10 protein-coding genes are annotated in these 11,958 nt (G+C 59.3%); 8 read left to right on the forward strand and 2 right to left on the reverse strand.

Annotated elements, in window-relative coordinates; all coding sequences use genetic code 11:
• The first annotated feature begins 24 nt into the window (after window positions 1–24).
• The 3 genes from BMZ66_RS04810 to BMZ66_RS04820 all read left to right on the forward strand — a co-directional run bounded on the left by BMZ66_RS04810 (window position 25) and on the right by BMZ66_RS04820 (window position 4,028).
• Window positions 25–1,836: a M1 family metallopeptidase gene (locus BMZ66_RS04810; RefSeq protein WP_092669491.1), complete on the forward strand. Its 1,812-nt coding sequence runs from the start codon at window positions 25–27 to the stop codon at window positions 1,834–1,836.
• A gap of 100 nt (window positions 1,837–1,936) precedes the next feature.
• Entirely contained in the window at window positions 1,937–2,857 is a 921-nt protein-coding gene (locus BMZ66_RS04815; protein WP_092669531.1) for a cyanophycinase, read from the forward strand.
• A 184-nt stretch (window positions 2,858–3,041) separates the two neighbouring features.
• Window positions 3,042–4,028, forward strand: a complete 987-nt coding sequence (locus BMZ66_RS04820) for an aldo/keto reductase (RefSeq protein ID WP_092669539.1) — start codon at window positions 3,042–3,044, stop codon at window positions 4,026–4,028.
• Window positions 4,029–4,292: 264 nt separating this feature from the next.
• Here BMZ66_RS04820 and BMZ66_RS04825 read toward each other — a convergent pair whose 3' ends face one another.
• Window positions 4,293–5,288: an isoaspartyl peptidase/L-asparaginase family protein gene (locus BMZ66_RS04825; RefSeq protein WP_092669541.1), complete on the reverse strand. Its 996-nt coding sequence runs from the start codon at window positions 5,286–5,288 to the stop codon at window positions 4,293–4,295.
• 125 nt (window positions 5,289–5,413) lie between these two features.
• Here BMZ66_RS04825 and BMZ66_RS04830 point away from each other — a divergent pair, with 125 nt between their 5' ends.
• Both BMZ66_RS04830 and BMZ66_RS04835 read left to right on the forward strand, forming a co-directional pair.
• Entirely contained in the window at window positions 5,414–5,836 is a 423-nt protein-coding gene (locus BMZ66_RS04830) for a DUF3127 domain-containing protein (protein ID WP_092669543.1), read from the forward strand.
• 104 nt (window positions 5,837–5,940) lie between these two features.
• Entirely contained in the window at window positions 5,941–6,567 is a 627-nt protein-coding gene (locus BMZ66_RS04835) for an AlbA family DNA-binding domain-containing protein (protein ID WP_092669545.1), read from the forward strand.
• Window positions 6,568–6,995: 428 nt separating this feature from the next.
• On the opposite strand, the gene BMZ66_RS25985 is transcribed toward BMZ66_RS04835, so the two are convergent.
• Window positions 6,996–8,558: an alpha/beta hydrolase-fold protein gene (locus BMZ66_RS25985; RefSeq protein WP_234794976.1), complete on the reverse strand. Its 1,563-nt coding sequence runs from the start codon at window positions 8,556–8,558 to the stop codon at window positions 6,996–6,998.
• Between the two features lie 136 nt (window positions 8,559–8,694).
• Between BMZ66_RS25985 and BMZ66_RS04850 the strand changes: the two genes are divergently transcribed.
• The 3 genes from BMZ66_RS04850 (at window position 8,695) to BMZ66_RS04860 (ending at window position 11,888) form a co-directional block, all read left to right on the forward strand.
• Window positions 8,695–9,399 (forward strand): alpha/beta fold hydrolase, encoded by a 705-nt coding sequence (locus BMZ66_RS04850; RefSeq protein WP_092669547.1) that lies wholly within the window; start codon window positions 8,695–8,697, stop codon window positions 9,397–9,399.
• Window positions 9,400–9,565: 166 nt separating this feature from the next.
• Window positions 9,566–10,687 carry an ATP-grasp domain-containing protein gene (locus tag BMZ66_RS04855; RefSeq protein ID WP_092669549.1) on the forward strand — a complete coding sequence of 374 codons (1,122 nt, stop codon included), beginning with the start codon at window positions 9,566–9,568 and terminating at the stop codon, window positions 10,685–10,687.
• Between the two features lie 103 nt (window positions 10,688–10,790).
• Entirely contained in the window at window positions 10,791–11,888 is a 1,098-nt protein-coding gene (locus tag BMZ66_RS04860; protein ID WP_092670283.1) for a carboxylate-amine ligase, read from the forward strand.
• Window positions 11,889–11,958: the final 70 nt, after the last annotated feature.

Consider the following 11,958-nt stretch of genomic DNA (forward strand, 5'->3'; position numbering starts at 1 on the left):
CACAATTTTTTGTTGTCTCTGCCTATGACTCCTCCCTCTCCTTCGGTCGCCCTCCCCGCCGACCCGCACAGCGCCGCCAGTGGCAGCCCGGTGCGAGTGCAACACCTGGCCCTCGCCCTTACCGTTGACTTCGACCACCACACCCTGGCCGGCAGCGCCACCTGGCAGCTGGCAAACCCCGAGGCTGGCAGCGAGGTGGTATTCGATACCAGGGACCTCACCATCGAGGCCGTGGAGCGCCTGGACGCGGCCGGCCACCCAACGCCTGCCGACTTCTTCTTGGGCGCCGCCAGCGCCACGCTGGGGCAGGCCCTGCACGTGGCGCTGGCGCTCGACACCACGGCCCTACGCATTCACTACCGCACCGCTCCCACCGCGGCCGCGCTGCAGTGGCTGGCACCGGCCCAGACGGCCGGTACCCAGCCCTTCCTCTTCACGCAGTCGCAAGCCATCCTGGCGCGCACCTGGCTGCCCTGTCAGGACTCCCCGGGCATCCGCTTTACCTACGAGGCCAGCGTGCGCGTCCCCCCTCACCTGCTGGCCCTGATGAGCGCCGAAAACCCGCAGCAGCGAAATGACTCCGGCGCGTACCACTTCCGGATGACCCAGCCCATCCCGGCCTACCTGATGGCGCTGGCAGTGGGCGACCTGGAGTTCGCCCAGCTCAGCCACCGCACCGGCATCTACGCCGAGCCGGCCACACTGCCCACGGCTACCCACGAGTTTGCCGACCTGGAAAAAATGGTGGCCGCCGCCGAGCAGCTCTATGGTCCGTACCGATGGGAACAGTACGACTTGCTAGTGCTGCCCCCCAGCTTTCCCTTTGGTGGAATGGAAAACCCACGATTAACATTTGTAACTCCAACCATTCTAGCTGGTGACCGAAGCCTGACCAGTTTGATTGCCCACGAGCTGGCTCACTCCTGGTCGGGCAACCTCGTTACAAATGGAACGTGGAATGATTTCTGGCTAAACGAGGGATTCACGGTGTATTTCGAGCGGCGCATCATGGAACATTTGTATGGTCGCGAGTACGCCGACATGCTGCAGGTACTCGGGCGCGATGCCTTGCACCACACCATTGCCGAAATCGGAGCGGGCAGCCCCGACACCCACTTGCGCCTGCAGCTAGCCGGCCGCGACCCCGACGAGGGCTTGACTGAAATTACTTACGAGAAAGGCTGCTCCCTCCTACTGGCACTTGAAGCGCTCGTCGGTCGGCCCCGTCTCGACACCTTCATTAAGGAGTACTTCGCCCGGTTCAGTTTTCAGGCCATGGACACGGCCACCTTCCTCGACTACCTCCGCACCGAACTGCTCAACAAGGAGCCCGGGCTCGAAGGGCGCCTGCAGCTGAGCGACTGGGTCGACGGCCCCGGCCTACCCGCCAATGCCCCGGCCATTGCCTCGCACCGCTTCGCAGCCGTGGACCAAGCGCTGGCCCAGCTGCAAAGCGGAACCTCCCCCGCCGAGCTCCAGCCCGGCACTTCCGAATGGAGCAGCCACGAGTGGGTGCACTTCCTGCACGGCCTGCCGCCCACGCTCTCGGCCGGGGAGCTCGCCCAGCTTGACGCCGCGTTTGAATTCACCACTTCGGGCAACGCCGAAATTCTCACCGCCTGGTTTCCGCATACCTTGCTAGCCGGATATGCGGCGGCCGACGAAGCACTCGAAAATTTCTTGCGGCACGTGGGCCGACGGAAATTTCTGGTGCCGCTGTATCGGGCCTTGCTGGCCACGCCCGACGGACCGGCCCGGGCTCGAAAAATTTACGCAGAAGCGCGGCCCAATTACCACTCCGTGGCCACGGGTACGCTCGATGCGTTGGTGGTGTGAGGCACAACCGGCCGTCCGGCCCGAACTTTGTGCGGGGCATGGCTCCGTTGGTCGCTGCGGCGACCTTTGAAAAGAATTTCTCAGTAACAATAGATATCCGTTGAAAAGCATCATCCCTCTTGGCAAGCTCATCGCCGTTGGCGGCAACGAAGACAAAGGCACCTACCCCAACCCCCGCACCCGCCGCAAGTACTACCTCAACTTTTTTGAGTTGGGCATTCTCAAGCGCATCGTGCTTGAAACGGGCAAAGCCGACCCGCGCATCGAAGTCATCACCACGGCATCCATGATTCCGGCAGAAGTTGGTCCTATCTATACGGGGTCCTTCGCCATGCTCAATTGCCACAATGTGGGCATCATGGACATCCGCACACCCGAAGACGCCCGCCAGCCCGAATACTTGGAGCGCCTCATGGCCGCCGACGTCCTCATGTTCTCGGGAGGCAACCAGTCGCGGCTACGCGAAATGTTTGGCGAGTCGGATTTTCTCGACCGCATGACCCAGCGCTACTACGCCGAGCCTCACTTCGTGATTGCCGGCACCAGCGCCGGGGCCATGGCTATGTCGCACATTATGATTCGGGGAGGCTCGGTGCCCGATGCGCTGCTGAAGGGCGCGGTTAAAATTGGGGTTGGTTTGAGCTTGTTGCCAGCCGCCGTTATCGATTCGCACTTTGTCAAGCGCGGCCGCTTTGGCCGCCTCATCGAGTCGGTAGCGCTGCACCCCAAACTTATCGGCATTGGCTTGGGCGAAGACACCGGCGTGCTCATCACCCAGGGCAACTTGGTAGAAACCATCGGCTCGAACCTGGTTATTATCATGGATGGCCACACCATCCAGCACAATAACGCCGCCGCTGCCAAAAAAGGAACGGTGCTTTCCGTTGAGAACGTGACCATGCACGTGCTGGCCAAGGGCAACGTGTACGACATGCAAGCCCGGAAATTCTACGTGAGCAAAGAAGCGCAAGCCGCGCACGCCCTTTCTCACGAGGCGGCCGTTCGCTCCACGGTGGCATAGCTACTAATCCAAGTAAGCAGAAGCACCACCTGGTATTGCTGCGCAAGCCCACTTATTTCTTCGGTAAGTGGGCTTTTTTGCGACCCTAAGTCACGGCATGCGTACGCTACTTTCACGCTCAGTATCCCTGGGCCGGGGGCACGATGCCCGTCATTCCACTCCTTATTATATAGCTCCGTTTTTTATGAACTACCGCAAGCTGGGTAAAACCGGATTTTCTGTTTCTGAAATTAGCCTGGGCACATGGCAGGTGGGCGGCAAATGGGGCGAGCCCTTCAGCCACGCCAATGCCGACCAAATCCTGAACGCCGCGGCCGATGCCGGCATCAACTTCATCGACACCGCCGATGTGTACGGCGACGGCGAGAGCGAAAAGGCCGTGGGCCGGCTCGTCCGTTCCCGGTCCGAGCGCATCTACGTGGCCACTAAATGTGGCCGCCGCCTGCAGCCCCACGTAGCCGATGCCTACCAGCCGGCAGCCCTTCGCCAATTTGTGGAAGACAGCCTGCGCAACATGCAGCTCGAAACCCTCGACCTGGTGCAGCTGCACTGCCCGCCCACAGATGTCTATTACCGCCCCGAGATATTCGAGCTATTTGACCAGCTGCGCGAGGAAGGCAAAATCCTGCACCTGGGCGTCAGCGTCGAGAAAGTGGAAGAAGGCCTGAAGGCCATTGAATTTCCCAACGTAACCACCGTGCAACTCATATTTAATATGTTCCGCCAGCGTCCGCCGGAATTGCTTTTCAAAGAAGCCGCCCGCCGCGACATCGGCCTGATAGTGCGCGTGCCCCTGGCCAGCGGCCTGCTGACGGGCAAGTTCTCGGCCCAAACCAGCTTTTCGGCCGACGACCACCGCAACTTCAACCGCAACGGCGAAGCGTTTGACAAAGGCGAAACCTTCTCGGGCGTAGACTACGCCACGGGCCTTGAAGCAGTAGAAGAACTGAAAGCTGCTTTTCCTGAACAGCCCCAATTGGCGGCCTTGGCCTTGCGGTGGGTGTTGATGTTCGACGAAGTGAGCTGCGTGATTCCGGGAGCCTCCAGCCCCGAGCAGATTCTCTCGAACCTGCAAGCGGCCGAACTGCCGGCCCTTTCGGCTGAGCAGATGCAAAAGGTGCGGGAGATTTACGACCGCAAAATCAAGCCGCTGGTGCACCACGTTTGGTAGCAGCAAATAGCTCGGTTATGCTAAGCGAAACCTTGCGTGTGGAACCTCACCCCCGGCCCCTCTCCAAAAGAGAGGGGAGCCTGACGATTAAACAGAAAGCCTCACTGCAGTTTGCAGTGAGGCTTTCTGCGTGATAAGCTACTTCGTGCTTGTGCCGTGGCTCCCCTCTCCGCGGGAGAGGGGCCGGGGGTGAGGTCCCGCGGCAGGCGACGCCACACCCGACTGAACGTTCTTTTTTAAGAACTCAACCAAAAAAGGTATCCCTCAAGAGAACTTGTAAATAGCCACCATCGCCTCGCCTCCCTCAGAGCGGCTCCCCCGGTACATCCCCTCCGAATTGAAAGGCAAGGTCACATTTCCCGCCGCGTCGATACCAATCAGGCCGCCTTCGCCGCCATCGGGGGCCAGCTTGTCGTGCACCACAATCCGGCAGGCTTCTTCTAAGGAAAGGTTTTTATACTCCATCAAACACGCGACGTCATAGGCGGCCACGGCGCGAATGAAGTATTCGCCGTGCCCGGTGCAGCTGATGGCGCAGCGCGTATCGGCCCAGGTGCCGGCCCCGATGATGGGCGTGTCGCCGATGCGGGCGTAACGCTTGTTGGTCATGCCGCCGGTGCTGGTGGCGGCGGCTAGGTGCCCATGCACGTCGCGGGCTACGGCGCCCACGGTTCCCTTTTTCCAGTTGGGGTCGGCAGTAACGGGCACTTCCGAGAACATTTCGGGCTCATCGAGGGGCGCGGCTGTATCGGTATCCTGGGCCTGGCTGTGGTCGAGGCGCATGCGGCCTTCGCGCAGGGCTTCCTGCAGTTGGTCGTGGCGGTGCTGGGTGAAAAAATATTCGGCGGGCTGCAGCGGCAGGCCGTGCTCGCGGGCCAGCTCGTCGGCGCCGGGGTAGGCTAGCAGCACGTGCTCGGTTTTCTCCATCACGAGGCGGGCGGCGCGGATGGGATTTTGCACCTGCCGCACCCCGGCCACGGCCCCGGCCAGGCGGGTGTGCCCGGCCATAATAGCGGCGTCCATCTCGTGGTGGCCCTCGTGGGTAAACACCGCACCGCGGCCAGCGTTGAACAAGGGACAATCTTCGAGGCTGCGTACGGCGGCTTCCACACAATCGAAGGCCGAGGCACCGTCGCGGAGCAGGTCGTAACCGGTGTTAAGGGCGGCTTCGAGGGCGGCGCGGTAGCGCATTTCGTCGGCGGGATTAAGCGAAGCGCGGGCAATGGTGCCGGCCCCTCCGTGGATTGCGAGAGCGAACATGAAGGAAGAAAAATGTTGAGAATTATGGCTTCAAAGGTAGCTGGCGGGAACGGGCAGTGGCCGGCTCGTGTTTTTTTTCGTAGGTTTGACCCTCAAGTTTTCTAATCCCCAAACACCTTACTTTTATGGCATACGACGTAACCGGCCGGCTGCACGAAATATTTGACGAACAGCAGGTAAGCGAGAAATTCCGCAAGCGTGAGTTCGTGCTCGAGGTCCAGGACGGCCAGTATCCCGAGCATATTAAGTTCCAGATGGTCCAGGACAAAACCAGCCTCATCGACCCCTTCAAAATGGGCGACGAGGTGAAGGTTACTTTCAACCTGCGCGGCCGTGGCTTCAACAAAAACGGTCAGATGCTGTACTTTACCAACCTGGAAGCCTGGAAGATTGAGCCCGCCTCGGCAGGTGGCAATGCCGGTGGCTACGGTGGTGGCCAGCAGCAGCAAGCGGCTCCCCGCCCCGCTGCTCAGAACCAGAACCCCACGCTGCGTGCCCAGCCCGCCGCTCCCATCGCCAGCGACGACGACAACGACCTGCCTTTCTAAGGCAGCTCTCCGGTTGGGCGTTTCGCCCACCGAAATCAATTGCTGAAAATGCCGCCCCTGATTATCGGGGGCGGCATTTTTTATTGGCTGCCGTATACTGCGCCATGGATTTATTTGAGCTGATTGCCCGCGGCGAAGGCGAGGAGTTGGAATTCAAACAGAAGACCACCCACCCGCACCGAATCTCGCGCACCCTGGTTTCGCTGGCCAATACCCGCGGCGGACTGGTGCTGGTGGGCGTCGACGATGCCGGCCGCGTGATTGGTGTGCGCGACGCCGAGGAGGAGCTATTCGTGCTCCGCGAAGCTGCCCAGCACTACATCGAGCCGCCGCTCACCTCCCTCCGTTTCGAGGAGTTGGAGGAAGAAGGCCGCACGGTGCTGATAGTGACCGTGCCCGAAAGCCGCAACAAACCCCACCGCGCCCAGGTAGCCCCCGACGACTGGCGCGGCTACGTGCGCGTGCGCGACGCCAGCGTGCAAACCAGCGGCCTCACCGAGAAACTACTGGAACGCCAGCAACCCGAGTCCCGCTTCGAAAAGCTTCCACTCAACAAGCAAGAGCTGGCCGTGCTCGATTACCTGAAAACCCACCCGCGCATTACACTGGCGCAGTTTATGAAGTTGGTAAACTTTGGCAAGCGCCGGGCCTTTCAGACGCTTATTAAACTGGTGCTGCACGGGTACATCCGCCACCACGACAAAGAGAAGGAGCCGTATTATACCTTGTAGGCCTGTCTGAACCACGGATTCGGCGGATTTTTGGGATTCCACGGATTTTGTAGTTGGCACGAACTACTTCTACTAGAGAACTTCTACTACAGAAATAAAAAGCAACAAAGAAGGCCACTCGAATGAGTGGCCTTCTTTGTCTTAACGATGTACGATAATCGTCCACAAAATCCGTGCAATCCGAAAAATCCGCCGAATCCGCGGTTCAGATTACTCCTGCTTGCGGGCGCGAGCTACTTTCTTTTCTTCTTTTTCTATTTTTTTCTCCTTCAAGGATTTAACGGGCTCTTTCTTTTTCTCTTTGCGGGCGTCTTGTGCTTTGGCCATGATTGAAAAGAAGTTTAAGTAGGGTCTAAGTTGGTGAGGATTTTAACGCGTAGCCCCGCCAGCGTGTTGTGCCCGGCGAAGGTAGAAAATTTCGTGAAATCCTACAGAATGGGCAGGTACCGCTCGCGGAGAACATGAAGGTGGTGCAGCTCGTGGCCGGGAACGATGAAAAGTAGCGCCCGTACCGTGGTGGGGCCGCCATTGGCCGTGCCACGCCGGTCGAGTTGCTCGTCGGTGAAGCTGTCGAATAGGGCTTGGGTTGCGGCACGGGTAGCATCGTACTCGGCCAGCAGGCTGGCCATGGTGCGGGCATTGGCACCGCTTTGCACCACATAGTCATCCTGGTCGAAACCGGGCAGGTCCTGGCTGTCGCCGCGTGCGAACCGCATGGCGCGGTATGCAAAAATGCGCTCCGTATCTATCTGATGCTGGAGCATTTCCTTCAGGGTCCACTTGCCTTCGGCGTAGCCTTTTTCGGTTTGCGCTTCGCTTAGGTTATGGAAGATGGCGTGGAATTCCTGCGCAATGCCCCGCAATACTTCCCGCGGGTCGGCGCCTTCGGGAATCTGGTTGATATAAGTAACGGCGTAAGGAAGAAAATCTCCTTCGGCGGGGCGGGCAATGGGCATGTGCGAGGGTGGGGTTGAAAGTGAGGGAGCCATCAGGTCCGCCGTGTGTGGCGCCAAATGGCTCGGGGCATTAGGCAACTCAAGCGGCTCGTGGACCGGTTCTTCAGCCGCTGCCGCCGTAGCCGAGAGAATGGCCGGCGCCAGAGTGGGGTCGAACTGCAGGCGCACAATGGGCAATGGGGCAGGCATTAAGGCGGCGCTTCCCTCCTGCCCAAAAGCCCACAGCAGGAAATCGTGCATGACGCGGCCCCAGGTATTGGGGTGGTGGTGGCCGCCTTCCACCTGCACGTAGCGCAACGAGTGCTGGGCATCGAGGCCCTTTTTTACTAGTTCCTCAATTAAGTCAAGGCAGTCTTCGATAGAGTCGATGACGCCGTTTTCGTTGCGGTCGCTGCGTTCGTCTAGGGTGCCGCTTTGCAGCCAGAACCGGTGGCTGGGGTGCAGCTCACCTACTCGAACAAGCCCGTGCATGATGCGGTCGGCGGGCGTGTAGCCAGCGCCCACTGCGCGCTGACGCCACCAAAAAGACCCCGAAAACACCCCCGCCCGCGCAAACACTTCTGGGTGGTGCCAGACCAAATCAAAAGCCGACAAGCCGCCAAGCGAAAAACCAGCCATCACCGCCTGTGCGGGGTCGGCCGAAGCCTGGTAGTGGGCTTGCGCAAACGGCAGCAGCTCCTCCAATACAAACTGCGAATAGGCCCCAGCCAGGCTACCACGGCCGTTGTAGTCGGCGTGGGCGGCGGTGCCGTACTCCTGCACCCGCTGCTCGTTGGCGTGCATAGCCACCACTACAAAGGGCTGCACTGCGTGGTGGGCGTACAGATTATCAAGCGTGACCTGAAAATTCAGCCGCTCCAGGTCCTGCCCGTCGTTCAGATACAAAACGGGGTAGCTGCTGCGGGCCTCGGCTTCGGCGGGAGGCAGCAGGATGCTCAGCTCCACGTCGCGCTTCAAGAAACTAGAAGCCAGCACCTCCCGGTGAAGCCGGGTGCCGGCGGGAGACGCAGGAGAGTGGAGAGTGTCGGGAAGCATAAAGACAAAGTAACGCAGGCCGCGGGAGTTAGCCCCCATTCAGATTAAAATAGGCCAATTGTGGCTGGGCGGTTATTTTTAACTAGTTTGCCGTGCAGCTTGAAAATACACTTCCGCCTTCTTAGCCCCCAAAACTGTGCACGAACAACACCGGCGATTTTACTCGCACCACCTCGGCCAAGACATCGACATGCTGGTTTTCGGCACGTGGGGATATCCCGTCGTGATTTTCCCCACCTCCGGGGGGCACGACAACGAAGCCCGTGACTTTAAGCTCATTGAAGCCGCCCGGCCCTTGATTGAGGCCGGCCGCGTAAAGCTATTTTGCATCGATAGCATAGACCGTTTTTCCTGGTATGCCAAGCACCTGGAGCCGGCCATCCGGGTGAAGAACCATGTGTTTTACGACCAGTTTCTGAGCGATGAACTAGTGCCGATGCTGCAGCAGGAATGCAACGTGGACAAGATTGGAGTAGCTGGCTGCAGCTTCGGCGGCTACCACGCGCTGAATTTCGCCCTCCGTCATCCCAACCAGGTCGCCCATGTATTTACAATGGGCGCCGCCTTCGACATCCGCCAGTTCCTGGACGGCTACCACGACGACAACGTGTACTACAACAACCCGCCCGAGTACCTGCCCGGCGCGCAGAGCGAGCATTTCCAATGGATGAACATCATTCTCGGCACGGCGGAGCACGACTTCTGCCGGCATTCAACCTTTAATATCTCTCAAATACTGCACGATAAAGGCATTCGTCATACCTTGGACGTGAAGCCCCACGGTGACCACGACTGGCCGGTGTGGCGCGAGATGTTTCCGCAGTACCTGAATACAATATAATACCCCCCTTGAAACCGTGATTTGAAGCGGAGCCAGAGCACTTCCCCACCACTACACTACTTAATAGGTAGTGACGCGGTAAGGTTGCTTCGGCTCCGCTTAGCATGACGCCCCTGCTCTCCCTTCATTCTCTTCTTTATTACCAAACACCAAGACACCCGCAACTATGAAAAAAATTGGCATCCTTTTCGGACAAGAAAACACTTTCCCGCAAGCATTTATCGACCGCGTCAACCAGAAAGCTCCGGCCGGCATCATGGCCGAGTTTGTGAAAATTGACCAAGTCGAACAGCACGTGGCCCCGGACTACGCCGTCATCATCGACCGCATTTCGCAGGACGTGCCGTTTTACCGGGCTTACCTAAAAAATGCGGCCCTGATGGGCACAGCCGTCATCAACAACCCCTTCTGGTGGTCGGCCGACGAGAAGTTCTTCAACAACGCGCTGGCCGTGCGCCTGGGCGTGCCCGTGCCCAAAACCCTGCTCCTGCCCAGCAAAGAGCGGCCCACCGACACCAGCGAGCGCAGCTTCCGCAACCTCTCGATGATGGATTGGGACGCGGCCTTCGAGCACATCGGCTTCCCCGCCTACATGAAGCCGCACTCCGGCGGCGGATGGAAAAGCGTGTACAAGCTGGATTCTCCCGACGACTTTTTCCGCGCCTACGCTGAAACCGGCCAGCTGGTGATGCTATTCCAGGAAGCCGTGGACTTCACCGACTACTTCCGCTGCTACTGCATCGGCGGCACCGAAGTACTCATCATGCCCTACGAGCCCCGCAACGAGCCGCACCTGCGCTACGCCACCGAGATGAAAACGACGGGCGAAGCCGGCGAGAAACTGCTCGCCACCATGAAGGACTACGTGCTGAAGCTGAACGCCGGCTTGGGCTACGACTTCAACACGGTAGAATTTGCCGTGCGCGACGGCATTCCGCTGGCCATCGACTTTGGCAACCCCGCCCCCGATGCCGACATCAACTCCGTGGGCGAGAAAAACTTTGAGTGGGTGGTAGAAGCTGCCGCTAACATGGCTATTGCCCGCGCCCAAGCCCAAAAGCCCGGCCAAGACAACCTGACCTGGGGCACCTTCGTGCACCCGCACCGCGCCAAGAGCGCCGAAACCCACTTTACGGTAGCCGACGTACCAACCCCAACTCCCAAGAAAAAGGCGGCTCCTAAAGCTGCTGCCGCGGCTAAGCCCGCTGCTGCCAAAGCAGCTGCGCCCAAAAAAGAAGCAGCCCCCAAAGCCGCTGCCAAAAAACCTGCGGCCAAGAAATCCGAATAAGGCGTATTCCGCATCGAATTGCTAGCGGCCGGGCCCGGCGTGCGCTTACACGCCGGGCCTTGGGGCCTATTCATTCCTCGTTTATACCACTCCGTTTATGGCCATGCCCGTGTTTACCCTCGGCATCGAGGAAGAATTTCAAACCATTGACCCCGAAACCCGGGAGCTGCGCTCGCACCTTTCGCAAATTGTGGAGGGGGGCCGAGTCACGCTCCACGAGCAGGTGAAAGCCGAAATGCACCAGGCCGTGGTTGAGGTCGGCACCAATATCTGCCACAACATCGAAGAAGCCCGCACGGAGGTATTTCACCTCCGGCGCCAGGTAATGGAGCTGGCCGACAAGCAGGGCTTGAAAATAGGCGCCGCCGGCACCCATCCTTTTTCGAGGTGGCAAGACCAGCCCATCACGCCCGACGTCCGCTACGATAAGATTGTGGAGGAGCTGCAGGAAGCGGCCCGGTCCAACCTCGTTTTCGGCATGCACGTGCACGTGGGCATCGAAAACCGGGAAATTGGGGTGTACATGATGAACACGCTGCGGTATTTTCTGCCGCACTTGTTTGCGCTCAGCACCAACTCGCCGTTTTGGGAAGGCCGCGAAACGGGCTACAAGTCGTTCCGCACCAAGGTGTTTGAGCGGTTTCCGCGCACGGGCATTCCGGGCTACTTCCACAGTGCCAGCGACTACGACGAATTTTTGCAGTTGCTCATCAAGACCGGCTGCATCGACAACGGCAAAAAAATATGGTGGGACATCCGCCTCCACCCCTTCTTCGACACCATCGAATACCGCATCTGCGACATGATGATGCGCGCCGACGAAACCGTGGCCGTGGCCGCCGTGATGCAGGCGCTGGTCGCAAAAATCTATAAGCTCAAATCGCAGAACCTCAATTTCCGCGTCTACCGCAGCGCCCTCATCAAGGAGAACAAGTGGCGCGCCGCCCGCTACGGGCTCGACGGGCGCATGATAGATTTTGGCAAGCAGGAAGAAGTGCCCACCCGGCAGCTGATTTTGGAGCTGCTGGACTTCGTCGACGATGTTGTTGACGATTTAGGCAGCCGTCACGAAGTAGAATACGTATTGAAGATGCTGGAGATGGGCACCGGCGCCGACCGCCAACTTAAGGTATTCCGCGAAACCGGCGACCTGAGCAAAGTGGTCGACTACATTCTGAGCGAAACTGCCCACGGGCTGTAAATCAATTATATTTGTCTTTGCAACGCCCACCTAACCGGGGGCGTTGCTTCTTTTTTTGGCCGGGCTACTG

It is taken from the genome of Hymenobacter arizonensis, assembly GCF_900115775.1.
In the GTDB taxonomy this organism is placed as follows: domain Bacteria; phylum Bacteroidota; class Bacteroidia; order Cytophagales; family Hymenobacteraceae; genus Hymenobacter; species Hymenobacter arizonensis.

Bases quoted from the DNA above. Each gene is read 5' to 3' on its own strand.
- BMZ66_RS04810 (WP_092669491.1), top strand. From the start codon at position 25: ATGACTCCTCCCTCTCCTTCGGTCGCCCTCCCCGCCGACCCGCACAGC.
- BMZ66_RS04820 (WP_092669539.1), top strand. From the start codon at position 3,042: ATGAACTACCGCAAGCTGGGTAAAACCGGATTTTCTGTTTCTGAAATT.
- BMZ66_RS04825 (WP_092669541.1), bottom strand. From the start codon at position 5,288: ATGTTCGCTCTCGCAATCCACGGAGGGGCCGGCACCATTGCCCGCGCT.
- BMZ66_RS04830 (WP_092669543.1), top strand. From the start codon at position 5,414: ATGGCATACGACGTAACCGGCCGGCTGCACGAAATATTTGACGAACAG.
- BMZ66_RS04835 (WP_092669545.1), top strand. From the start codon at position 5,941: ATGGATTTATTTGAGCTGATTGCCCGCGGCGAAGGCGAGGAGTTGGAA.
- BMZ66_RS25985 (WP_234794976.1), bottom strand. From the start codon at position 8,558: ATGCTTCCCGACACTCTCCACTCTCCTGCGTCTCCCGCCGGCACCCGG.
- BMZ66_RS04855 (WP_092669549.1), top strand. From the start codon at position 9,566: ATGAAAAAAATTGGCATCCTTTTCGGACAAGAAAACACTTTCCCGCAA.
- BMZ66_RS04860 (WP_092670283.1), top strand. From the start codon at position 10,791: ATGCCCGTGTTTACCCTCGGCATCGAGGAAGAATTTCAAACCATTGAC.